This is a genomic window from Pseudomonas sp. LS1212 (assembly GCF_024741815.1).
GTDB lineage: Bacteria > Pseudomonadota > Gammaproteobacteria > Pseudomonadales > Pseudomonadaceae > Aquipseudomonas.
In genome coordinates this window covers 4,815,623-4,838,862 of the sequence record NZ_CP102951.1, presented here as the reverse complement: position 1 = coordinate 4,838,862, position 23,240 = coordinate 4,815,623, and the positions used below count along the sequence as shown (strand labels likewise).

Annotated in this window: 18 protein-coding genes; 11 read left to right on the top strand and 7 right to left on the bottom strand. The window is 60.9% G+C overall.

The genetic code is table 11. From position 1 onward, the window contains the following. Positions 1–164 precede the first annotated feature (164 nt). Together NVV94_RS22520 and NVV94_RS22515 are read right to left on the bottom strand one after the other, a co-directional pair. The gene (locus tag NVV94_RS22520; RefSeq protein ID WP_258444548.1) at positions 165–1,790 is read right to left on the bottom strand and encodes an ABC transporter substrate-binding protein; all 1,626 of its coding nucleotides are present in this window, start codon (positions 1,788–1,790) and stop codon (positions 165–167) included. Between the two features lie 262 nt (positions 1,791–2,052). Beyond that, positions 2,053–2,763, bottom strand: a complete 711-nt coding sequence (locus tag NVV94_RS22515; protein WP_258444547.1) for an SIMPL domain-containing protein — start codon at positions 2,761–2,763, stop codon at positions 2,053–2,055. A 199-nt stretch (positions 2,764–2,962) separates the two neighbouring features. On the opposite strand from NVV94_RS22515, the gene NVV94_RS22510 reads away from it, so the two are divergent. The 5 genes from NVV94_RS22510 (at position 2,963) to NVV94_RS22490 (ending at position 9,220) form a co-directional block, all read left to right on the top strand. Beyond that, positions 2,963–4,225 (top strand): ATP-binding protein, encoded by a 1,263-nt coding sequence (locus NVV94_RS22510; protein ID WP_258444546.1) that lies wholly within the window; start codon positions 2,963–2,965, stop codon positions 4,223–4,225. Beyond that, on the top strand, positions 4,218–4,778 hold the full coding sequence (locus NVV94_RS22505) for a response regulator transcription factor (protein ID WP_258444545.1): 561 nt from the start codon (positions 4,218–4,220) through the stop codon (positions 4,776–4,778). Before NVV94_RS22510 ends, NVV94_RS22505 begins: the two co-directional genes overlap by 8 nt. Before the next feature lie 74 nt (positions 4,779–4,852). Next, a complete protein-coding gene (locus tag NVV94_RS22500; RefSeq protein WP_258444544.1) occupies positions 4,853–6,592 on the top strand; it encodes an ABC transporter ATP-binding protein/permease in 1,740 nt (579 codons plus the stop codon). 252 nt (positions 6,593–6,844) lie between these two features. Then, positions 6,845–7,786: an AEC family transporter gene (locus NVV94_RS22495; protein WP_258444543.1), complete on the top strand. Its 942-nt coding sequence runs from the start codon at positions 6,845–6,847 to the stop codon at positions 7,784–7,786. A 51-nt stretch (positions 7,787–7,837) separates the two neighbouring features. After that, the gene (locus tag NVV94_RS22490; RefSeq protein ID WP_258444542.1) at positions 7,838–9,220 is read left to right on the top strand and encodes an amino acid permease; all 1,383 of its coding nucleotides are present in this window, start codon (positions 7,838–7,840) and stop codon (positions 9,218–9,220) included. Positions 9,221–9,274: 54 nt separating this feature from the next. On the opposite strand, the gene NVV94_RS22485 is transcribed toward NVV94_RS22490, so the two are convergent. The 5 genes from NVV94_RS22485 to gatC form a co-directional block, all read right to left on the bottom strand. Beyond that, on the bottom strand, positions 9,275–10,327 hold the full coding sequence (locus NVV94_RS22485) for a calcium/sodium antiporter (protein WP_258447788.1): 1,053 nt from the start codon (positions 10,325–10,327) through the stop codon (positions 9,275–9,277). 53 nt (positions 10,328–10,380) lie between these two features. Beyond that, positions 10,381–10,752 (bottom strand): septal ring lytic transglycosylase RlpA family protein, encoded by a 372-nt coding sequence (locus NVV94_RS22480; RefSeq protein ID WP_258444541.1) that lies wholly within the window; start codon positions 10,750–10,752, stop codon positions 10,381–10,383. Between the two features lie 167 nt (positions 10,753–10,919). After that, a complete protein-coding gene (gene gatB / locus NVV94_RS22475) occupies positions 10,920–12,365 on the bottom strand; it encodes an Asp-tRNA(Asn)/Glu-tRNA(Gln) amidotransferase subunit GatB (protein WP_258444540.1) in 1,446 nt (481 codons plus the stop codon). A gap of 11 nt (positions 12,366–12,376) precedes the next feature. Continuing rightward, on the bottom strand, positions 12,377–13,828 hold the full coding sequence (gatA, locus tag NVV94_RS22470) for an Asp-tRNA(Asn)/Glu-tRNA(Gln) amidotransferase subunit GatA (RefSeq protein ID WP_258444539.1): 1,452 nt from the start codon (positions 13,826–13,828) through the stop codon (positions 12,377–12,379). 16 nt (positions 13,829–13,844) lie between these two features. Further along, positions 13,845–14,132 (bottom strand): Asp-tRNA(Asn)/Glu-tRNA(Gln) amidotransferase subunit GatC, encoded by a 288-nt coding sequence (gene gatC / locus NVV94_RS22465; protein WP_258444538.1) that lies wholly within the window; start codon positions 14,130–14,132, stop codon positions 13,845–13,847. Between the two features lie 212 nt (positions 14,133–14,344). Here gatC and mreB point away from each other — a divergent pair, with 212 nt between their 5' ends. The 6 genes from mreB (at position 14,345) to NVV94_RS22435 (ending at position 23,240) form a co-directional block, all read left to right on the top strand. After that, positions 14,345–15,382 (top strand): rod shape-determining protein MreB, encoded by a 1,038-nt coding sequence (mreB, locus tag NVV94_RS22460; RefSeq protein ID WP_008371426.1) that lies wholly within the window; start codon positions 14,345–14,347, stop codon positions 15,380–15,382. Positions 15,383–15,586: 204 nt separating this feature from the next. Next, positions 15,587–16,627 (top strand): rod shape-determining protein MreC, encoded by a 1,041-nt coding sequence (gene mreC, locus NVV94_RS22455; RefSeq protein WP_258444537.1) that lies wholly within the window; start codon positions 15,587–15,589, stop codon positions 16,625–16,627. Continuing rightward, positions 16,627–17,115 carry a rod shape-determining protein MreD gene (mreD, locus tag NVV94_RS22450; RefSeq protein WP_258444536.1) on the top strand — a complete coding sequence of 163 codons (489 nt, stop codon included), beginning with the start codon at positions 16,627–16,629 and terminating at the stop codon, positions 17,113–17,115. Before mreC ends, mreD begins: the two co-directional genes overlap by 1 nt. 49 nt (positions 17,116–17,164) lie before the next feature. Beyond that, positions 17,165–17,776 (top strand): nucleoside triphosphate pyrophosphatase, encoded by a 612-nt coding sequence (locus NVV94_RS22445; RefSeq protein ID WP_258444535.1) that lies wholly within the window; start codon positions 17,165–17,167, stop codon positions 17,774–17,776. 88 nt (positions 17,777–17,864) lie between these two features. After that, the gene (gene rng / locus NVV94_RS22440; protein WP_258444534.1) at positions 17,865–19,322 is read left to right on the top strand and encodes a ribonuclease G; all 1,458 of its coding nucleotides are present in this window, start codon (positions 17,865–17,867) and stop codon (positions 19,320–19,322) included. A gap of 105 nt (positions 19,323–19,427) precedes the next feature. Beyond that, entirely contained in the window at positions 19,428–23,240 is a 3,813-nt protein-coding gene (locus NVV94_RS22435) for a YhdP family protein (RefSeq protein WP_258444533.1), read from the top strand.

Below are 23,240 nucleotides of genomic sequence, written 5' to 3'. Positions count from 1 at the left end.
ACACGGGCGCATAGGCGCAAAGTCTGGGAAGCTTGAGGGAAATTTCCGATGAGGCTGTTGGCGCTTGCTGAAAACGCAGCCTTCCGTTGCTTACTTGGACTCCGAGCTAACCTTGAAGGCATAGCCCTCGGTTGCGCCGTCAGACACAATCGAGGGCGGGGACCTTACTTGCTGACGCTGACGCCGTAGAAGGAGTTCAAGCCGAAGGGGCTGATCTTGTAATCCTGCACGTTGCTGCGCATCGGTTGGAACACCGTCGAGTGGGCGATCGGGGTGATCGGCACCTGTTCCTTGAGAATGTGTTGAGCCTGCTTGTACAGTTCGGTGCGTTTGGCCTGGTCAGGGGTCGCCTTGGCTTGCTTGATCAGGTCGTCGTAGGGCTTGTAGCACCATTTCGAGAAGTTGTTGCCGCTGACCGCGTCGCAACCGTACAGGGTGCCCAGCCAGTTGTCCGGGTCACCGTTGTCGCCGCTCCAGCCAATCAGCATGGCGCCTTGTTCGCCGCCTTTGGAGCGCTTGATGTACTCACCCCATTCATAGCTGACGATCTTGGCCTTGATACCGATCTTGGCCCAGTCCGACTGCAGCATTTCTGCCATCAGCTTGGCGTTGGGGTTGTAGGGACGTTGCACCGGCATGGCCCAGAGGGTGATCTCGGTGCCGTCCTTGATTCCGGCTTCCTTGAGCAGCTCCTTGGCTTTCTCAGGGTTGTAGGCGGCGTCCTTGATGGAGTCGTCATAGGACCATTGGGTCGGCGGCATGCCATTGACGGCCAATTGGCCGGCGCCCTGGTACACGGAGTCGATGATCTGCTGCTTGTTCACCGCCATGTCCAGCGCCTGGCGCACTTTCAACTGGGACAGGGGGTTGGCGTCGTTGCTGCCCTTGATCTTGTCCATCACGTTGTAGGCGATGTAGCCAAGGTTGAAGCCAGCCTGGTCAGGCATCTTCAGAGTCTGGTCTTCCTTCAATGGCTTGAGGTCGGCCGGACGCGGGAAGAGGGTGATCTGGCATTCGTTCTTCTTCAACTTCTGCATGCGTACAGAAGCATCGGTGGTGATGGCGAAGATCAGGTTGTCGATCTTGACGTCATCGGGCTTCCAGTAGTCCTTGTTGCCGGTGTAGCGAATGTTCGAGTCTTTCTGGTAGCTCTTGAACACGAACGGGCCGGTGCCGATCGGTTTCTGGTTGAGGTCGGCAGTCTTGCCTTCCTTGAGCAGCTTGTCGGCATACTCGGCGGACTGGATGGAGGCGAAGCTCATGGCCATGTTCTGGATGAACGCGGCATCGACAGTCTTGAGGGTGAACTTGACGGTCTTGTCGTCAACCTTCTCGACCTTGGTGATGTTGGCGTCCATCCCCATGTCGGTGAAGTACGGGAATTCGGTCGGGTAGGCCTTGCGGAACGGCATGTCCTTGTCGAGCATGCGGGTGAAGGTGAAGACCACGTCGTCGGCATTGAATTCGCGGGTCGGCGTGAAGTACGGGGTGGTGTGGAACTTGACGCCTTCACGCAGGTGGAAGACGTAGGTCAGGCCGTCATCGGAGATGTCCCAGCTGGTCGCCAGGCCGGGGATTACTGCGGTGCCGCCACGCTCGAATTGGCTGAGCCGGTTGTAGATGGTTTCGGCGGAGGCGTCGAAGTCGGTTCCGGTCGTGTATTGGCCTGGGTCGAAGCCGGCAGGGCTGCCTTCGGAGCAAAACACCAGGTTGGTCGCCGCGCTGGCGAAAGGAGCGCTGGCAAGCAAGCTGGCGCCGACTAGTAACGGAATGACCGCGGTTTTGAGCATGGTGGCCTCATTGTTGTCATTTTTTAAGTGAGGGCAGCCTTGTGGGCCGACCTGCCGATACTTATGCAGGCCCCATACCCAATGCAACTCTTTAGGTAGGGCGAACACCAAAAGAGTGGGACGTTCGTACACTTTTGTCGCATACGTATAATTTTCAAGTGGTTGAACGTTTGCGCCATCGTTTTAGTGGAGTTGGAAGCATCCAAAAGGGTGCGCGTCGAAGATTTCGCGCACCTTTTTGCGAGGTTGCAGCTTCAATCCATCACGGCATCAGAACTTCAATGGTGCCGTCGGCATTCATGCTGACCTGGCTGGTACCGGCTTCGACCTCCGGCGTAACGGCTGCACCGGCATCCATGCTCGCCTTCATCATCATCGGGCCGCGCGGATAGGGCTGTGGGTAGCCGCTGCTGTTCAGGTTCAAATTGACCACTTTGTAGCCTTTGCCGCCCAGTGCTTCGGTCGCCAGCTGCGCGCGGGCCTTGAACGCCGCCACGGCGTCCTTGAGCAGGGCATCTTCGCTGGCCCTGCGCGTTGGGGTGGCGACGGTGAAGTCCATGCCGCCCAGCTTCAGGTCCTGCAGCATTTCACCGGTCAGTTTCGACAATGCGGCGAAGTCGGTGCTTTCCAGGCGCAGTTCGGCGCGCTCGCGCCAGGCGATAATCTTGCGGCCCTTCTCTTCATAGACCGGGTAGCTATTGCGGCTGCCCTGGCTGAGTTTTATGTCCTTGACCCGGCGCGCCTGCTCCAGCGCCTTGTTCATGGTCTGGCTGATCTCGGCGGCAAGTTTGGCCGGGTCGGTATTTTGTGCTTCGGTGTACAGCGTCACGAGCATCAGGTCGCGCGGCACTTCCTGGCTGGCTTCGGCACGCAGGGAAATCTGGTTGTAGCGCGGCTCTTCGGCCAGGGCTGGCAGGCTGGCGAGCAGGCCTGCACCCATGACGAGGGCGGCACTGCGACGGAGGTTTTGCATGTAAGGCTCCTTGAGATCGACGCGTGGGGTGTCTGTCCTTTCCACGCAGACCCATCAGACTCTAGCCTCTGGGTTGCAGTTCACAAAGCCGCGTTGCCGGTGTATGACAAAGTGTGGCCGTTTGCCGCAGTTTCCCAGCCAGGGCCACGCCTTGGTTATAATCAGCGCGATCCGCCTGGAGCGCTCATCAGGAGAGCTCATGCTCGCCCCCGTACAATTGCTGTCCGCTACGCGTCAGAACCTCTGGCGCCTGACCTTCATTCGCATCCTGGTCCTGGCCGCTCAAGCCGGCTCCGTGGGTGTAGCCTACTGGACCGAACTACTGCCCCTGCCGTGGCTGGCGCTTTGCATCACCCTGGGTTGCTCCATGGTGCTGTGCGTACTGACCGCCGTGCGCTTGCGCACCTCATGGCCGGTGACCGAACTGGAATACGCGGTGCAGCTGGCCTGCGACCTGCTGATCCACAGCGCGTTGCTGTATTTCTCCGGGGGCTCGACCAACCCCTTCGTCTCCTATTACCTGGTGCCCCTGACCATTGCCGCGGTGACGCTGCCGTGGCTGTATTCGCTGATCCTCACCGGCATCGCCCTGACTGCCTATACCCTGTTGCTGGTGCAGTTCTACCCATTGGAAACCTTCCCCCTGTCGCGGGAGAAGATGCAGATCTACGGCATGTGGCTGAGCTTTGCCCTGGCTGCGGCGGTGATCACTTTTTTTGCCGCGAAGATGGCCGAGGAGCTGCGTCGCCAGGAGCAATTGCGTGCAGTAAGGCGCGAAGAGGGCCTGCGCGACCAGCAACTGCTGGCCGTCGCGACCCAGGCTGCCGGTGCGGCGCACGAGCTGGGGACGCCACTGGCAACCATGAGTGTGTTGATCAAGGAGATGCGCCAGGATCACTCCGATCCGGCCCTGCAGGACGACCTTTCGGTACTGCAGGACCAGGTCAAGCTGTGCAAGGACACCCTGCAGCAACTGGTGCGGGCAGCCGAAGCCAATCGCCGGCTGGCGGTTGAGGATCAGGAAGTGACCTTCTGGCTCGACGAGGCGCTCAACCGCTGGCATCTGATGCGCCCCGAGGCCAGTTACCGCTTTCAGCGTCTTGGCCAGGGCAACATTCCGCGCCTGGCGCCACCGCCGGACCTGACCCAGGCCTTGCTCAATCTGTTGAACAACGCTGCCGACGCCTGTCCGGAAGGGCTGGAAGTGCGCCTGGACTGGAATGCCGAAGACATTGTCATCAGCATTCGCGACCACGGCCCGGGCGTGCCGCTGGCGATCGCCGAACAGATCGGCAAGCCATTCTTTACCACCAAAGGCAAAGGCTTCGGCCTGGGCCTGTTTCTGAGCAAGGCCAGCGTGACACGCGCCGGCGGCTCGGTGAAACTCTATAGTCATGAGGAAGGCGGCACGCTCACCGAGCTGCGCCTGCCTCGCGACGCCCGAGGAGACGAACATGACTGACGAAACCCCGATCGAAGGCGAAGAACTGCCGCATCTGCTGCTGGTGGATGACGACGCCACCTTTACCCGCGTCATGGCCCGGGCCATGAGCCGTCGCGGTTTTCGCGTCAGCACCGCAGGCTCCGCCGAAGAGGGCTTGATCCTCGCTCAGCAGGATTTGCCCGACTATGCGGCGCTGGACCTGAAGATGGACGGCGATTCCGGCCTGGTGTTGCTGCCCAAGCTGCTGGAGCTGGACCCGGAGATGCGCGTGCTGATCCTGACCGGCTACTCGAGCATTGCCACCGCAGTCGAAGCCATCAAGCGCGGCGCCTGCAATTACCTGTGCAAGCCGGCGGACGCCGATGATGTGCTGGCCGCCTTGCTCTCCGAGCACGCCGACCTCGACACCCTGGTGCCGGAAAACCCCATGTCGGTGGACCGCCTGCAATGGGAGCACATCCAGCGCGTGCTGACTGAACACGAAGGCAATATCTCCGCCACTGCCCGTGCCCTGGGTATGCACCGGCGTACCTTGCAGCGTAAATTGCAGAAGCGGCCAGTGCGCCGCTGAGCAAGGCTTCTACACTCCGGGTGGATCGGCACCGATCCACCCGGTGCTGCGTTCCACTCTACCGAGTCTGAACCATGGATCTGAACGCTGAATATTCTGCGGTCAATGATGCGGTGCGCGGACACTTCTGGCGCCGTGTATGGAGTCTGATCACGCCCTATTGGCGCAGCGAGGAGAAGGGCAAGGCCTGGTTGCTGCTGATTGTGGTCATCGCCCTGTCACTGTTCGATGTCGCTATTTCGGTTGCGATCAACAGCTGGTACCGGGATTTCTACAATGCCCTGCAAGACAAGGACCTCGCAGCCTTTACCCGGTTGATGCTGTTTTTTTGCGGCATCGCGGCGGTGGCGATTCTTGCGGCGGTCTACCGCCTCTATCTGACGCAGATGCTGACCATCCGCTGGCGGCGCTGGTTGACCGAGCAGCATTTTGCGCGCTGGCTGCAACACAAGAATTACTACCAGTTGGAACAGGGGGGCTACACCGATAACCCCGACCAGCGCCTGAGTGAAGACCTCAATAGTTTTACTTCCGATACCTTGACCCTGGCACTGGGGTTGATGACCAACCTGGTCAGCCTGGTGTCGTTCTCGATCATTCTCTGGGGCGTATCGGGCAGTCTCGACGTATTCGGCGTGACGATTGCGGGCTATATGTTCTGGTGCGCGCTGGTCTATGCGGGCGTCGGCAGCTGGCTGGCGCATTTGATCGGCCGTCGCCTGATCGGCTTGACCAACAACCAGCAGCGCTTTGAAGCCGACTTGCGCTTCGCCATGGTGCGCATTCGCGAGAATGCCGAAAGCATTGCGCTGTATGACGGCGAGCCGATCGAGAACCAGCGGCTCAGTGCCCGTTTCGGCAAGGTGTGGAGCAACTTCTGGAGCATCATGGGGGTGCAGAAGCGCTTGAAATTCTTCACGACCGGCTACGGGCAGATCGCGATCATCTTTCCATTTGTCGTCGCCGCCCCACGGTATTTTTCCGGCAAGATCGAGCTTGGCGAGCTGATGCAGATCAACTCGGCATTCGGCAATGTCCAGGAAAACTTCAGCTGGTTTATCGATGCCTACGTCATGCTGGCCAGCTGGCGGGCAACCTGCGACCGGCTGTTGAGCTTCCGTCAGGCCATGAGCGACAACGAAGAACGGGTCAGTGCCATTGATGTCCGGCATCAGGGCCAGGCGCTGCGCATCGATGACTTGAGCCTGGACCTGGCCAATGGCAGGCACCTGCTGGCCGGCGCCAGTCTTGCCGTTGCCCCGGGGGAGCGGCTGATGCTCAGCGGTCGCTCCGGCAGTGGCAAGAGTACCTTGTTGCGGGCCATGGGCAATCTCTGGCCCAGCGGCAAGGGGCGCATCGACATGCCGACAGGTCGTTCGCTGTTTTTACCGCAGAAACCTTATTTACCGATCGGCAGCCTGCGCGAGGCCTTGAGTTATCCACAGCTGGCGCAGGCGTATGCAGCAGAGCGCTACAGTGAGGTGCTGGAAACCTGTCGCTTGTCGCATCTGATTGCGCGACTGGATGAGAGCAACCACTGGCAGCGCATGCTTTCACCGGGCGAGCAGCAGCGATTGGGCTTCGCTCGCGCCTTGTTGTATGCACCAAAGTGGCTGTACTTGGATGAAGCTACCGCAGCCATGGATGAAGAAGACGAAGCGACGCTTTACCAGGCGGTGATCGATCAGTTGCCCGGGGTCGGTATTGTCAGCGTGGGCCATCGCAGCAGCCTCAAGCGCTTCCATCCACGGCACGTCAGAATCGAGGGCGGGCGCTTGGTGACGCAACCGGCGAGCGAACCTTCTGCCGTGTGATATGTAACGGTCCTGACGGATCCTGTAGCCGCTGCCGAAGGCTCGGTGCGCCGCTGCGACGCCAAGGTCCGCAGGACCTTCATGCGATTCGCGATCCTGCGCCCGCTACGCGGTTGAGCTGGTGCGCCACTGCGACAGCCTGAGGCAGCGGCTACATGATCGTGGCAGGCCGCTTGCAGCTTTAAATGCTCAAAACCGCCCATCCTAGCCGGTCGTGGCTTATCATTAGCTACCTAACGACGGTTCTTCGGCATGTTCGCACTCTTCATCCAAACCCTCAATATCACCGCGCCGGTCTTCGCGATGCTGTTCCTGGGGGTATTTCTCAAGCGTGTCAACTGGATCAACGACGGCTTCGTCCAGACCGCTTCCTTGCTGGTCTTCAACGTCTGCATGCCGGCATTGCTGTTTCTCGGGATCTACCATGCCGATCTGGACTCGGCGATCAAGCCGGGTTTTTTGATCTACTTCACGGTGGCCACCTTCATCGGTTTCGGCCTGTCCTGGCTGATTGCCCTCTGGCGTTGCCCGCGGGAAGATCGTGGGGTGTATACCCAGGGGGCGTTTCGCGGCAATAACGGGGTCATCGGCCTGGCACTGGCGGCGAGCATGTACGGCGACCAGGGCATTTCCCTGGGGGCGATCCTCGCCGGGCTGGTGATTCTGCTCTACAACTCGTTGGCGGCCGTGGTGCTGGCGATCTATAGCCCGAGCATCAAGTCAGACCCCTGGAGCATCTTCAAAAGCGTCATGGGCAACCCGCTGATCATCAGCGTGCTGTCGGCAGCGCCACTGGCATACTGGAAGGTCGGGCTGCCGAACTGGTTGCTGACGTCCACGGACTACCTGGCGCAAATGACCTTGCCTTTGGCCCTGATCTGCATCGGCGGCACCCTGTCGCTGGCGTCCTTGCGTGCCACCGGCAATCTGGCGATCAGTGCCAGCCTGATGAAAGTGGTCTGGTTGCCGGCGCTCGGCACCCTGGGCGCCTGGCTGTGCGGCTTCCGTGGCGCCGAGCTGGGTATTCTGTTTCTCTACATCGGTAGCCCCACGGCTGCCGCCAGCTATGTCATGGCCCGGTCGGCCGACGGCAACCATGAGCTGGCCGCCGCGATCATCGTGATCACTACGCTGGCAGCCGCCGTTACGACTAACATAGGAATCTTCCTCTTGCAGTGGGGCGGCTGGATCTAGATCCTTTACTCCAACAATATTGGCTGCAGTACGCAGAACCGAGGATTTTCAATGCAAGAACAACCCGCACCCGAGCGCCTGCACCGGGGCCTGAAAAATCGCCATATCCAGCTGATCGCACTGGGCGGGGCCATTGGCACCGGGCTTTTTCTCGGCATTGCCCAGACCATTCAGTTGGCCGGACCTTCGATTCTGCTCGGGTACGCGATTGCCGGCCTGATTGCCTTCTCCATCATGCGCCAGCTTGGGGAGATGGTCGTCGAGGAGCCGGTATCGGGTACCTTCAGCCATTTTGCACATCATTACTGGAGCGAGTTCGCCGGGTTCATGTCGGGCTGGAACTACTGGGTGCTCTATGTGCTGGTCGGGATGGCCGAGCTGACCGCCGTAGGCATCTACATCCAGTACTGGTGGCCTGGCTTTCCGACCTGGGCCTCTGCGGCGGTGTTCTTTGTGCTCATCAACCTGATCAACCTCACCCAGGTCAAGGTCTTTGGCGAGATGGAGTTCTGGTTCGCGCTGATCAAGGTGGTGGCGATCATCAGCATGATTGCCTTCGGTACCTGGCTGCTGGTCAGTGGCACCGGTGGCCCGGATGCGAGCGTCGCCAACCTCTGGCAGTACGGCGGCTTCTTCCCCAATGGGGTTGGCGGCCTGATGATGGCCATGGCAGTGATCATGTTCTCTTTCGGCGGGCTGGAGCTGGTGGGTATTACGGCGGCCGAGGCCGACGATCCCAAACACAGCATTCCACGCGCCACCAATCAGGTGATCTACCGCATTCTGCTGTTCTATGTGGGCGCGCTGGCTATTTTGCTGTCGCTCTATCCGTGGCAGAAAGTCGCCCTGGGCGGCAGCCCGTTCGTGATGATCTTCCACGCGCTGGACAGCAATGTGGTGGCGACGGTGCTGAACCTGGTGGTGCTGACCGCCGCACTGTCGGTCTATAACAGCTGCGTCTATTGCAACAGCCGCATGCTCTTCGGCTTGGCCGAGCAGGGCGATGCGCCGCGCAGGCTACTCAGGGTCAACCGTCGGGGCGTGCCGCTGGCGGCACTGGGTGTCTCGGCATTGGCCACTGGCCTGTGCGTGGTGATCAACTACCTGATGCCGGCCGAGGCCTTTACCCTGTTGATGGCGCTGGTGGTTTCGTCGCTGGTGATCAACTGGGGCATCATCAGCATCACTCACCTGAAATTCCGCCGGGCCAAGGATGCTGCCGGTGAGTCGACCTTCTACAAGAGCCTGGGCTATCCGTTCACCAACTACCTGTGCCTGGTGTTCCTGGCAGTGATCCTGGTGATCATGTACCTGACGCCGGGCATCCGCATCTCCGTAATGTTGATACCGGTCTGGTTGCTGGTGCTGGGCGGTGCCTATCTGATCAAAAAGAAAAACGGCAAGGCCGCCAAGGCCCCAACCGTAGCGGGTTGAGGCTCAAGGGGTGATCGATCAGCTGTTCGGGTAGCTGTCGATCACTTCCTGTTCCTAGTGTTGGCGGCGCCAGGCTCGCAGCGTGGTGTACAGCATCACGGCTGCGAGCACTGGCAGGACATAAAACAGCATCAAGTGTTCAAGCCTGGCGGCCAGTGGCATGCCGGTGGTGAAGGACACCACGTGCAGTCCATAGGCCAGGTACAGGCATAACAACAACAGGCCTTCGGCGCGGGTGATTCGATAACCCGAATAGAACATCGGCAGGGTCAGGACGGCGACACCGAGCATCACCGGCAGATCGAAGTCCAGGGCATTGGGCGAAACCGACAACGGCTGCGGCGCGATCACCGCGGTCAGGCCGAGCACGCCCAACAGATTGAACAGATTGCTGCCGATGACATTCCCCACGGCAATGTCACGCTCGCCCCTGATCGCGGCGATCAAGGACGTGGCAAGCTCCGGTAGCGACGTGCAGACAGCAACGATGGTCAGGCCGATGATGCGTTCGGAAAGACCCAGGTCGACAGCGACTTCGACCGCCGCGTCCAACAGCAAATGGCCGGCCAGGATCAGCATTGCCAAACCGCCAAGCATCAGCGTCAGGCTGCTCAGCCACGGTGCCGGCCCGTGCCTGGCGCCTTTGATGACAGCCGGGTAGGTACGACCATGATGGCGTGACTGGTGCAGCACCAGGCCCAGGTAGATCAGCAACATGACCAGCAACAGCGCGCCTTCCAGATGCCCCAGCACTTCGTTGTACGCCAGGACGAACACCAGCAGGCTGGCAACGATCATCAGCGGGATATCCAGGAGTACCAGCTGTCGTGATACCCGCAGGGGGATGATCAGTGCGCAAAAGCCGAGGGTGACCAGCACATTGAAAATGTTGCTGCCAAACACACTGCCAACGGCGATGTCGGGTGCGCCGGATGTCGCCGCTTGCAGGCTTACCGCCAGTTGCGGGGCGCTGCTGCCGAACGCGACCACGGTCAGGCCGATGATCAGCGGTCGGACTTTCAGGCTGGCGGCCAGGCGCAGCGAGGCTCGCACCAGCAGTTCGGCGCCGCAGACAAGCAGCAGCAGGCCAACGACCAGTTGCAGCAGGCTGAAGGTGGGTAACGTGGCAAGGTCGAAAATGGTTTCGGCTCCGCAATAGGTCAGTTGCTGAGACTTTGTACCCGGACTCGCGCCGTTCCGCTACGGAGCATGCCCAATTGCTCGGCGGCCTCGCTGGACACATCGATCAATCGGCCGCGAGTGTGCGGGCCACGGTCGTTGATGCGTACCACGACAGTCTTGTCATTTTTGAGGTTGGTGACCCGTACTCGCGTGCCGAACGGGAGCTGGCGGTGGGCAGCGGTCAGGGCATGCTGGTTGAAGCGTTCGCCGCTGGCGGTGCGCTTGCCCTGGTGCTTTTTGCCGTAATAGGACGCGACGCCTTTTGCGTCGTAACCCAGCGGGTCGACGTCGTGGGTGGCGCAACCGGCGAGCAGGATGAAAAGCATTGTTGTTGTGATGAGGCGCCACATAAGCGATGAATCTCCCAGTTTTGCGACCGCTGTGCGCTCGATCGCTGGCAAGCCAGCTCCCACAGGGTTCCAGTCGTCTCCCGATTTCGCGGGTGACAATGATCTCTGTGGGAGCTGGCTTGCCAGCGAAAAGGTCCCTGATTAGGGACCCTTATAGCGCCAGCACCTCAGCCTTCGAGTTTGCTTTTGAGCAATTCGTTCACTTGCTGCGGGTTGGCCTTGCCTTTGGAGGCTTTCATCGCCTGGCCGACAAAGAAGCCGAACATCTTGCCGCGCTTGGCTTCGTCTGCCGCGCGGTATTGCTCAACCTGTTCGGCGTTGGCCGCCAGCACTTCATCGAGCACCTTCTCGATCGCGCCGCTGTCGGTCACTTGCTTCAGGCCGCGGGTTTCGATGATCTGGTCGGCAGTGCCTTCGCCTGCGGCCATCGCTTCGAAGACCATCTTGGCGATCTTGCCGCTGATGGTGTTGTCACGAATGCGCAGCAGCATGCCACCAAGCAGCTCGGCGCTGACTGGAGCCTGGTCGATTTCCAGGCCCAGTTTGTTGAGCAGGCTGCCCAGTTCCACCATGACCCAGTTGGCAGCCAGCTTGGCGTCGCCGCTGATGCTCACGACCTTCTCGAAGTAGTCCGCCTGTTCGCGGCTCGAAGCCAGTACGCTGGCGTCGTAGGCCGAGAGGCCGAACTGAGCCTGGAAGCGTTCGCGCTTTTGCGGTGGCAGTTCCGGCAACGTGGCACGGGTAGCGTCCAGGAACGCGTCCTCGATCACCACCGGCAGCAGGTCCGGATCGGGGAAGTAACGGTAGTCGTTGGCTTCCTCCTTGCTGCGCATGGCGCGGGTTTCGTCCTTGTTCGGGTCGTACAGGCGCGTTTGCTGGATGACTTTGCCGCCGTCTTCGATCAGTTCGATCTGGCGCTGCACTTCGCTGTTGATTGCGCGTTCGATGAAACGGAACGAGTTGACGTTCTTGATCTCGCAGCGCGTACCGAACTCGACCTGACCCTTTGGCCGGACCGAGACGTTGCAGTCGCAGCGCAGCGAGCCTTCGGCCATGTTGCCGTCGCAGATGCCCAGGTAACGCACCAGTGCGTGGATCGCCTTGACGTAGGCCACGGCTTCCTTGGCACTGCGCATGTCCGGTTCGGAAACGATCTCCAGCAGCGGCGTGCCGGCGCGGTTCAGGTCAATGCCGGTCGAACCGCTGAAGTCTTCGTGCAGGCTCTTGCCGGCATCTTCTTCCAGGTGTGCGCGGGTGACGCCGATGCGTTTGACCGTGCCGTCTTCCAGGGTGATGTCCATGTGGCCCTTGCCGACGATCGGCAGCTCCATCTGGCTGATCTGGTAACCCTTGGGCAGGTCGGGGTAGAAGTAGTTCTTGCGGGCGAACACGTTGTGCTGGCCGATCTCGGCGTCGATTGCCAGGCCGAACATGACGGCCATGCGCACGGCTTCCTGGTTCAGTACTGGCAGTACGCCAGGCATGCCCAGGTCAACCAGGCTGGCCTGGGTGTTCGGCTCGGAGCCGAACGTGGTGGCGCTGCCGGAGAAAATCTTCGACTGGGTGGCGAGCTGGGTATGAATCTCCAGCCCGATCACGACTTCCCATTGCATGTGTTTTCTCCTTAGTAGCCTGCAGGTGCGCGGGTATGCCAATCAGTCACTTGCTGATAGCGGTGCGCAACGTTGAGCAGGCGGCCTTCCTGGAAATACGTGGCTAGCAGCTGTACGCCCACCGGCAGACCTTCGACGAAACCGGCCGGCATGGACAGGCCAGGCAGGCCCGCCAGGTTGGCGGTGATGGTGTAGACGTCTTCAAGGTAGGCGGCTACCGGGTCGTTGTTCTTGGCGCCGATCTTCCAGGCCGGGTTCGGCGTGGTCGGGCCGAGGATCACGTCGACATCATTGAAGGCAGCCATGAAGTCGTTCTTGATCAGGCGACGGATCTTCTGCGCCTGCAGGTAATAGGCATCGTAGTAGCCGGCCGAGAGGGCGTAGGCACCGACCATGATCCGGCGCTGGACTTCGGCACCGAAGCCTTCGGCACGGGAGCGTTCGTACAGATCGGTCAGATCCTTCGGGTTTTCGCAGCGATAACCGAAACGCACGCCGTCGAAACGCGACAGGTTCGAGGAGGCTTCCGCCGGGGCGATCACGTAGTACGCAGGGATCGCGTGCTGCATGTTCGGCAGGCTGATTTCCTTGATCACGGCGCCGAGCTTTTCCAGCTCCTTGACGCTGTTGTGGATCAGCTCGGCGATGCGTGGGTCCAGGCCCGCGCCGAAATATTCTTTCGGCAGGCCGATGCGCAGGCCTTCGAGCGAGCCGTTGAGCGTCGCGCTGTAATCGGGCACGGGCTCATCGATGCTGGTGGAGTCCTGCGGGTCGAAACCGGCCATGCCTTGCAGCAGCAGGGCGCAGTCTTCGGCGGTTCGGGCCAGTGGGCCGCCCTGATCCAGGCTCGAGGCATAGGCAATCATGCCCCAGCGCGAAACGCGACCGTACGTCGGCTTCAGGCCGGTCAGGTTGGTCAGTGCGGCAGGCTGGCGAATCGAGCCGCCGGTGTCGGTGCCGGTCGCGACCGGCAACAGACGGGCGGCGACGGCCGCTGCCGAACCACCGGAAGAGCCACCCGGTACGTGCTCGAGGTTCCACGGGTTCTTCACGGCGCCGTAGTAGCTCGATTCGTTGGCCGAGCCCATGGCGAACTCGTCCATGTTGGTCTTGCCCAGCGTCACGGCGCCGGCGGCGGCGAGGCGGGCAACGACCGTGGCATCGTAGGGTGCCTTGAAGTTGTCGAGCATCTTCGAGCCGCAACTGGTGCGGATGTTCAGGGTGCAGAACAGGTCCTTGTGGGCCAGCGGTGCGCCGAGCAGGGCGCCGGTTTCACCGGCCGCACGGCGGGCGTCCGCGGCCCGGGCCTGGGCGATGGCCAGCTCCTCGGTCACGCTGATGAAGCTGTTGAGCTGTGGGTCGAGCTGGGCAATACGCGCCAGCAGGACGCGAGTCAGCTCCTCGGAGGAAAACTTCTTGTCGGCGAGTCCGCGGGCGATCTCGGCCAGAGTCAATTGATGCATGGCAGGCTCTTTTCCCTTACTCGATGACTTTCGGTACCAGATACAGGCCGTTTTCGACCGCTGGGGCGATGGCCTGGTAGGCCTCACGATTATTTCGCTCGGTCACCACGTCAGCGCGCAGGCGCTGGCTGGCTTCCAGCGGGTGGGCGAGCGGCTCGATGCCGGTGGTGTCGACGGCCTGCATCAGGTCGACGAGCCCCAGAATACGGTTCAGGGCATCGGTGGTGCGTGGGAGATCGGCTTCATTGAGACCCAGACGGGCCAGATGAGCGATTTTTTCCACGTCGGAGCGTTCTAGCGCCATGGGGGGACCTCCAGTGGAAAACGAAACGGAAACGATTCGTGTGGTAAATTGTCGGAACACAATTGCAATTCTACGGTCATAAGGCCGCGATTGTGCGAGGGCGTGCTCGGAAAAACCGCCAATTTAACATATTGGCGCCTTGCCCAAAATCCCCGCCGTTGTTAGAGTTTGCCGCACTTTTTTACCCACGCGTTGCCTAGGGTCACTTTCCCATGTTCAAGAAACTGCGTGGCATGTTTTCCAGCGATCTGTCTATCGACCTGGGCACTGCCAACACCCTTATTTACGTGCGTGAGCGCGGTATTGTCCTGAATGAGCCATCAGTTGTGGCCATTCGGACCCACGGTAATCAGAAAAGTGTCGTTGCTGTCGGTACTGAAGCAAAGCGTATGCTTGGCCGTACACCTGGCAATATTGCTGCCATTCGTCCGATGAAGGACGGCGTGATCGCCGACTTCAGCGTCTGCGAAAAAATGTTGCAATACTTTATCAACAAGGTTCATGAAAACAGCTTTCTGCAGCCCAGCCCTCGTGTGCTGATCTGCGTGCCGTGCAAATCCACCCAGGTGGAGCGCCGCGCCATCCGTGAATCGGCCCTGGGTGCCGGTGCGCGTGAAGTATTCCTGATCGAAGAACCCATGGCTGCCGCAATCGGTGCCGGCCTGCCGGTAGAAGAGGCGCGTGGTTCGATGGTCGTCGATATCGGTGGCGGTACTACCGAAATCGCTCTGATTTCCCTGAACGGTGTTGTGTATGCCGAGTCCGTCCGTGTCGGCGGCGACCGCTTCGATGAAGCGATCGTGACCTACGTGCGTCGTAACTACGGCAGCCTGATCGGTGAATCCACCGCCGAGCGCATCAAGCAGGAAATCGGCACCGCCTACCCGGGTGGCGAAGTCCGTGAAGTCGATGTACGCGGCCGTAACCTGGCCGAAGGCGTACCTCGCGCTTTCACCCTGAACTCCAACGAAGTGCTTGAAGCGCTGCAGGAGTCCCTGGCGACTATCGTCCAGGCAGTTAAAAGCGCGCTGGAACAATCGCCGCCCGAGCTGGCTTCCGATATCGCCGAGCGCGGCCTGGTATTGACCGGTGGTGGCGCCTTGCTGCGCGACCTGGACAAACTGCTGGCCCAGGAAACCGGCCTGCCGGTCATCGTCGCCGAAGACCCGCTGACCTGTGTAGCTCGAGGTGGTGGCCGTGCGCTGGAAATGATGGACAAGCACACCATGGATCTTCTCTCCAGCGAGTAACATCGCCCGAGTCGATACCCAGCCACCCCGTTTACAGGTCGCGCCAACGGTGCTACCTGTATGCGTCGGGTTGACGCCTGCCGGGCGTTGTTTTCTGTCAATCTGCATCCAGGCCGGTTTGATGCCGTATGAATGACCAATTGATCCATTGCCCGAGAGGAGCGGCCTATTAAACCGCTCTTCACCAAAGGCCCCTCGTTGGGCGTGCGCTCGCTGGTGCTGGTCGTGCTGTCGGTTGCATTGATGGTGGTCGATGCCCGTTTCACGGTGCTCAAACCCATACGCAGCCAGATGTCGCTCGTGTTGATGCAATCCTATTGGATCACCGATCTGCCGCAGCGCTTGTGGCAGGGCGTGGCCAGTCAGTTTGGCAGTCGCACGGAGCTCGTGGCCGAAAACGAGAAACTCAAGACCGAAGCCTTGCTGCTGCAAGGTCGCCTGCAGAAGCTGGCGGCCCTGACCGAGCAGAACGTTCGGCTGCGCGAGTTGCTCAATTCATCGGCACTGGTCAATGAGAAGGTCGAAGTGGCCGAGTTGATCGGCATGGACCCGAACCCCTTCACGCATCGCATCCTGATCAACAAGGGCGAGCGTGATGGCGTGGTATTGGGGCAACCGGTGCTCGACGCCCGCGGCCTGATGGGCCAGGTGGTCGAACTGATGCCTTATACCTCGAGGGTACTGCTGCTCACCGACACCACCCACAGTATTCCGGTGCAGGTCAACCGCAATGGTCTGCGCGCGATTGCCAGTGGCACGGGTAATCCGGAGCGCCTGGAGTTGCGTCATGTGGCAGATACGGCCGACATCAAGGAAGGCGACCTTCTGGTCAGCTCCGGCCTGGGGCAGCGCTTCCCGGCGGGCTATCCGGTGGCGACGGTCAAGGAAGTGATTCATGACTCGGGGCAGCCTTTTGCCATCGTTCGGGCAGTCCCTACGGCGGCGTTGAACCGTAGCCGTTATCTATTACTGGTGTTTACCGACGGTCGCTCGCCCGAACAGCGCGCCACTGATGCCGCCCAGGCTCAGGAAGCGGCCGATCTGCTGGGGCAGACACCCGTGCTCGACCCTGCTGCTGCGGTCAACCCGGCCGCCGCGCTCAACCCGACGCCGACCCTGACCTTTCCGGTTGCAGCACCTGCCGCCGGCACACCGGCGACGCCTGCACCGGCAGCGGCACCTGCAGGTTCGGCGGCGACCGGCACTCACGGCGCTGCGCCGACCACCCCGAGGGAGAGGCACTGATGGTGGGTACTCGCGCCAAGAATGGCTGGGTCGTCTGGTTGACATTCGCTATCGGGCTGTTGCTCAGCGTGTCGCCGATGCCCCAGTTCATGGAAATCCTGCGGCCGCTCTGGCTGGCATTGCTGCTGGCCTTCTGGGCGCTCGCATTGCCACACAAGATCGGCATGACCACGGCCTGGTTGCTCGGCCTGGCCGAAGACGTACTGTATGGCACGCTGCTGGGGCAGAATGCCTTGATCCTCACGCTGATCACCTTCCTGGTGCTGTCGTTGCAACAACGCTTGCGCATGTTTCCGATGTGGCAGCAAAGCCTGGTGATCCTGGTCATCTTCGGCCTGGCGCAATTGGTCCAGCTCTGGCTCAGTGCCTTGACCGGCAACCGTCAGCCAACGCTTGCCCTGGTCTTGCCGGCGCTGGTCAGTGCCTTGCTCTGGCCCTGGGTCAGTTACGGTCTTCGTGGTTTGCGGCAACGTTTGAGTATCAATTGAACGGGGCTTGAGCTGCTTGCCGATTGCTCGGCTCCGACAGGGAGATGTCATGCAAAACCCGCTCTACCTGGCCTCTGGTTCGCCACGCCGCCGCGAACTGCTGAACCAGATCGGCGTGCCGTTCACGGCAATCAGCGCCGCTATCGATGAAAGCCCCTTGCCCGATGAAACCCCTGCCGCCTATGTCGAGCGCCTTGCGCGGGAAAAGGCCGAGGCCGGCCTGGCCCTGCTTGCGGCCACCGAGTCGCAGGCACCGCTGGTGGTGTTGGGGGCGGACACGGCAGTAGTGCTCGATGGCCAGATTCTTGGGAAACCCGTTAACGAAGCCGATGCCCTGGCCATGCTTGCCGCTTTGTCGGGGCGCGAGCATGAAGTGCTGACGGCGGTGGCGGTGCTTGATGGCCGGCGCTGCGAAACCTGCAGTGTCAGCAGTCGAGTCCGCTTTCGCCCCATCAGCGTGCACGAGGCCCGGGCCTACTGGGCCAGTGGCGAACCGCAGGACAAGGCCGGCAGTTACGCCATTCAAGGCCTGGCGGCGATCTTCGTGGAAAGTCTGCAGGGCAGTTACTCGGCAGTCGTCGGCCTGCCCTTGAATGAAACCGCAGAACTGCTGGGCCATTTCGGCATACCCTGTTGGCAGGGAGTCGCGCAACAAAGCTGACCGGTAACCTCGATTGTCACTCGAACCGCTCGCTGACAGCCAATATGCGATCCAAGATTATCGTGAACACCTTTGACGAGACCGAGCCATGAGTGAAGAGATCCTGATCAACATCACGCCGATGGAGTCGCGCGTGGCAGTGGTAGAAAACGGTGTTCTGCAAGAGGTGCATGTCGAACGGACCCAGCGTCGCGGTATCGTCGGCAATATCTACAAAGGCAAGGTCGTGCGCGTTCTGCCGGGCATGCAGGCGGCTTTTGTCGACATCGGCCTGGAGCGCGCGGCATTCATTCACGCTTCGGAAATCTCCATGCGCGAGGGGCCGTCGGTAGAAACCATCAGCGCTCTGGTGCATGAAGGGCAAAGCCTTGTGGTTCAAGTCACCAAGGACCCGATCGGCTCCAAGGGGGCGCGGCTTACTACCCAGCTTTCGATCCCGTCGCGCTACCTGGTGTACATGCCACGGACCAGCCATGTCGGCATTTCCCTGAAAATCGAAGATGAAGCCGAGCGCGAGCGCCTCAAGCAGGTGGTCAGCGATTGCGTGGCCCAGGAGGGCATCGTCGAAGCCGGTGGCTTCATTTTGCGTACGGCGGCAGAAGGTGCGGGCGCCGATGAAATCCTCATGGATATCCGCTACCTGCGTCGCCTCTGGGACCAGATCGGCGCGCAGATCAAGACGGTCGGCGCTCCGTGCGAGATATACGAAGACCTGGGCCTGGCCCTGCGTACGCTGCGTGATCTGGTCAGCCCGAAAATCGAGAAGATTCGCATCGACTCGCGGGAAACCTTCCAGAAGACCACGCAGTTCGTCGCAGAGTTGATGCCGGAGATCGCCGATCGTCTGGAGCACTACCCGGGTGAGCGACCGATTTTCGATCTTTACGGCGTCGAAGACGAAATCCAGCGGGCCCTGGATCGCAAGGTACCGCTCAAGTCCGGCGGCTACCTGGTGGTCGATCCGGCGGAAGCGATGACCACCATCGACGTCAACACCGGGGCGTTCGTCGGTCACCGCAACCTGGAAGAGACCATCTTCAAGACAAACCTGGAGGCCGCGACCGCGATTGCCCGGCAATTGCGCCTGCGTAACATTGGCGGGATCATCATCATCGACTTCATTGACATGGAAGATGAAGAGCACCGGCGCCAGGTGCTGCGAACCCTGGAAAAGCAGCTCGAGCGCGATCACGCCAAGACCAACATCATCGGCATCACCGAATTGGGACTGGTGCAGATGACACGCAAGCGCACGCGCGAAAGTCTCGAGCAAGTGCTGTGCGAGCCGTGCAGTAGTTGCCAGGGACGCGGCAAGCTGAAAACCCCGGAGACGATCTGTTACGAGATTTTCCGGGAAATCCTGCGCGAAGCCCGCGCTTACGAGGCCGAAGGCTATCGGGTGCTGGCCAATCAGAAGGTCGTCGACCGTCTGCTGGACGAGGAGTCGGGCAACGTTGCCGAGCTTGAGGCCTTTATCGGCCGAACCATTCGCTTCCAGGTCGAGTCGATGTATTCCCAGGAACAATACGATGTGGTGCTGCTCTGAATCATTGCATTGGACAGCACAGGGTCGCCCGGGCCGGTCGATCGACTCTGGCAAATGTCGGCTGTCGAGCCATAGTTAATCCAGCACAATTCGGGGACCTCTGACATGGAGCGTCTGACTCGCATCCTGGCCGCGCTGACCCGTTGGGGCCTGGAGTTGTGCGCGTTGCTGGTGGTGTTGGTAGCGCTGTACGTCAGCCTCGGTCGCGAGCTGGTGCCCTTGGTCGCCGAGTACCGTGACGACGTCCAGAGCAAGGCCGAACAGGCCTTGGGCATACCATTGAGCATCGGCAGTCTGGAGGGGCGCTGGAGCGGCCTGGCCCCGGTGCTGTTGGTTCATGATGTGTTGGTCGGCGAGGGCGCCAGTGCGCTGCGCCTGGATCAGGTTCGGGTGGTGCCGGACCTGTGGGCCAGCCTCGCCGAACGTGAGCTGCGCATTGCCCATCTGGAAGTCAACGGGCTGCAGGTGAGCCTCAAGGAAGACCAGGATGGGCATTGGGCGCTCAAGGGCTTGCCGGTTCGGGAAGGGCCGCTCGATCCCGAACAATTGCTCACCCAAATGCGGGCGGTCACACGCCTGTCGGTGCTCGACAGCCAGGTTACCCTGGAGCCTTTCGAGCGCGAGCCCATGACCCTGACCTACGTGAGCCTCGGCTTGCAGACCGGTAGTGTGCGGCAGCGGCTGGACCTGCGCCTGACCTTGCCCGATGGACAGCCACTGGCCATCAACGCGCGCAGCCGGATTCGAGCAGCGAAGTGGCGTGAGGCCGAGGTCCAGGCCTACCTGAGCTTGCCCCAGAGCGATTGGGCGCGTTGGCTGCCACCGCGACTGACCCGCGAGTGGAAGATCGAGCAATTGCAGGCCGGCGGTGAATTCTGGCTGGAGTGGGGCAATGGCGCGGTTCAGAGTGCCATGGCTCGCTTGAATGCACCGCAATTTCGCGGTGCCTATGCCGAGCGCAAGGCGGTCGATGTGAAGGACCTGGCGCTCAATGCCTGGTTCCAGCGCAACGAGCAAGGTTTCAATGTCTGGTTCGACTCGCTGGCCATGAGCCTGGGCGAGACCCGCTGGGAATCGCACCTGCAACTGAGCCAGCTGGCTGCTACCGAAAAGACTGAAGAAACCTGGCACGTACAGGCCGATCGCTTGAACCTGACGCCGATAACGCCTTTGCTCGATGCCCTCGTACCCCTGCCGGAGAAGGTGGCAGCGGTGGTCAATGGCCTGAAGGTGACCGGTGGCCTGCGCAATGTCTTGCTCGACTACCGGCCCAAGGCGACTGGCGATCAGCGCCTGAGCTTCGCTGCCAATCTGGACAGGGTCGGGTTCAACGCCTACCACGGCGCACCGGCGGCCGGTAACGTCAGTGGCAGCATCAGCGGGGACCTGGGCCAAGGTGAGCTGCGCCTGGATACCGAGAAGTTCATGTTGCATCTGGACCCTATTTTCGCCGAGCCCTGGCACTACCTCAAAGCCAACGCCCGCCTGACCTGGCGCCTGGATGACGAGGGGTTGACCCTGATTGCGCCGTACCTCAAGGTCCTGGGCGAAGAAGGCAAGATTGCGGGCGACTTCCTGATCCGCCTGCTGTTTGACGAAAGCCGCGAGGACTACATGGACTTGCGCGTCGGCCTGGTCGAGGGCGATGGGCGCTACACCGCAAAGTACCTGCCGCAAGTGTTGGGTCCGGCGTTGGACGAATGGTTGCGCAAAGCAATCGTCAAAGGCGCAGTCGATGAAGGCTATTTCCAGTACCAGGGGTCGCTCAATCACGGTGCGCCGGAAACGGCCCGCAGTATCAGCCTGTTCTTCAAGGTTCACGACGTTACGCTGGACTTCCAGCCAGGTTGGCCGCATGTGCAAAAGGTCCAGGGCGATGTCTTTGTCGAAGACAGCGGCGTGCGGATCCACGCCAGCCAGGGCCAGCTGCTCGAAACCCGGGTACGTAATGTCAATGTCAGCATTCCCCGTGTAGCGGCAGGCGAAACTAGCCACCTGTATCTGGATGGCGAGTTCGATGGCGGGCTGGGCGATGGCCTGAAGATCCTCCAGCAAGCGCCGATCGGTACCGGCCCTACCTTTGCCGGCTGGGAAGGCGAAGGCAGCCTGCAAGGCAAGTTGAAGCTGGATATTCCCCTGGTCAAAGGCCAGCAGCCGAAAATTCTCGTGGATTTCAACACCGACCACGCGCGCCTGAAAATCAAGGAGCCGGAATTGGAGTTGACCCGGCTCAAGGGCAAGTTTCGCTTCGACCTCGACAAGGGGTTGAGCGGGCAGGGTATCAGCGCCCATGCGTTCGACAAGCCAGTAAGCGCGCAGATTTTCGCCGAAGGCAAGCCCGGCGATCCGCGCACGCGGGTAATCGCCAAGGGCCAGGTAACGGTTAAGAAGCTCACTGACTGGCTGAAGGTGAATCAGTCGTTGCCGCTTTCGGGTGAATTGCCTTATCAACTGCAATTGGCCTTGGGTGGGCCTGACAGTCAGTTGACTGTCGCCTCGAACCTGAAGGGGGTCGTCATTGATCTGCCGGCACCTTTTGGCAAGGTCGCCGGCGATTCGCGCGACAGTGTCTTTCGCATGAGCTTGCAAGGCGACGAGCGACGTTACGGTTTTGACTACGCAGACCAGGCCGATTTCGCCTATGCGGCACCTGTTGGCAATCTCATGCAAGGGCGTGGCGAGCTGGTTCTGGGCCAGGGCAACGCCCAGTTGCCCTCGGGCAAGGGCTTTCGCGTTCGTGGCAGGCTTTCCGAACTGGATCTGGAACTATGGCAAAAGGTGGCCGAGCGCTATGGCGCAACGGACCCCGACGACAGTACCAGGCAATTGTTGCGTAGCGTTGATCTAAAAGTCGGGATGCTCAAGGGAATGGGCCTGAACCTTGAAAATGCCGACCTGCAACTGCGCCGCAGTGCCGATGGCTGGATGCTGCAACTCGACAGCCAACAGGTCGACGGTGATATCCGTCTGCCCGATGCCAAGGGCGTGCCCATTGTCGTCAATCTGCAGACGGTCCGCTTGCCTGCAGTCGATCCTGCCGCGGTGGTCGTGGAAAATCCGCCCGACCCACTGGCCTCGGTCGATCCGCGCAAGATACCGGCGATGAACGTCAAGATCGTCAAGCTGTATCAGGGAACTGACCTGGTAGGGGGCTGGTCGATGAAAATCCGTCCGACTGCCAAGGGGGTCGCGTTCAACGGTCTGGACCTGGGCCTCAAGGGTATGCTGGTGCAGGGAAGCGCGGTCTGGGAGGGCGCGCCGGGTGCAACGAGCAGTTGGTTCAAGGGACAGTTGCAGGGGAAGAACCTGGCGGACGTGCTCAAGGCCTGGAATTATGCACCCACTGTTACCAGCAGGAGCTTTAATCTCGACGTGGATGGCAGTTGGCCGGGATCGCCGGCCTACATCGGGCTCAAGCGTTTCTCCGGTAGCCTCGATGCGACCTTGCGCAACGGCCAGTTCGTCGAAGTCGAGGGTGGCGCCCAGGCGCTGCGGGTGTTTGGCCTGCTCAATTTCAACTCGATCGGTCGTCGCCTGCGCCTGGATTTCTCCGACCTGCTCGATAAAGGGTTGAGCTATGATCGGGTCAAGGGCGTACTGGTTGCCAGTAACGGTGTCTATGTAACGCGGGTACCTATAACCCTGACCGGCCCGTCGAGCAACTTTGAGCTCGATGGGACCCTGGACATGGTCCGCGACCGGGTCGATGCGAAATTGTTGGTGACCCTGCCTGTGACCAATAACCTGCCCATCGCCGCGTTGATCGTCGGTGCTCCAGCGATAGGCGGCGCGCTGTTTCTGGTCGATCGCCTGCTCGGCGACAGGGTGGCGCGATTTGCCAGCGTGCAGTACCGCGTCGAAGGCTCGTGGAAAGCGCCCAGGATTACCTATATGAAACCCTTTGAAAAGTATCGATAG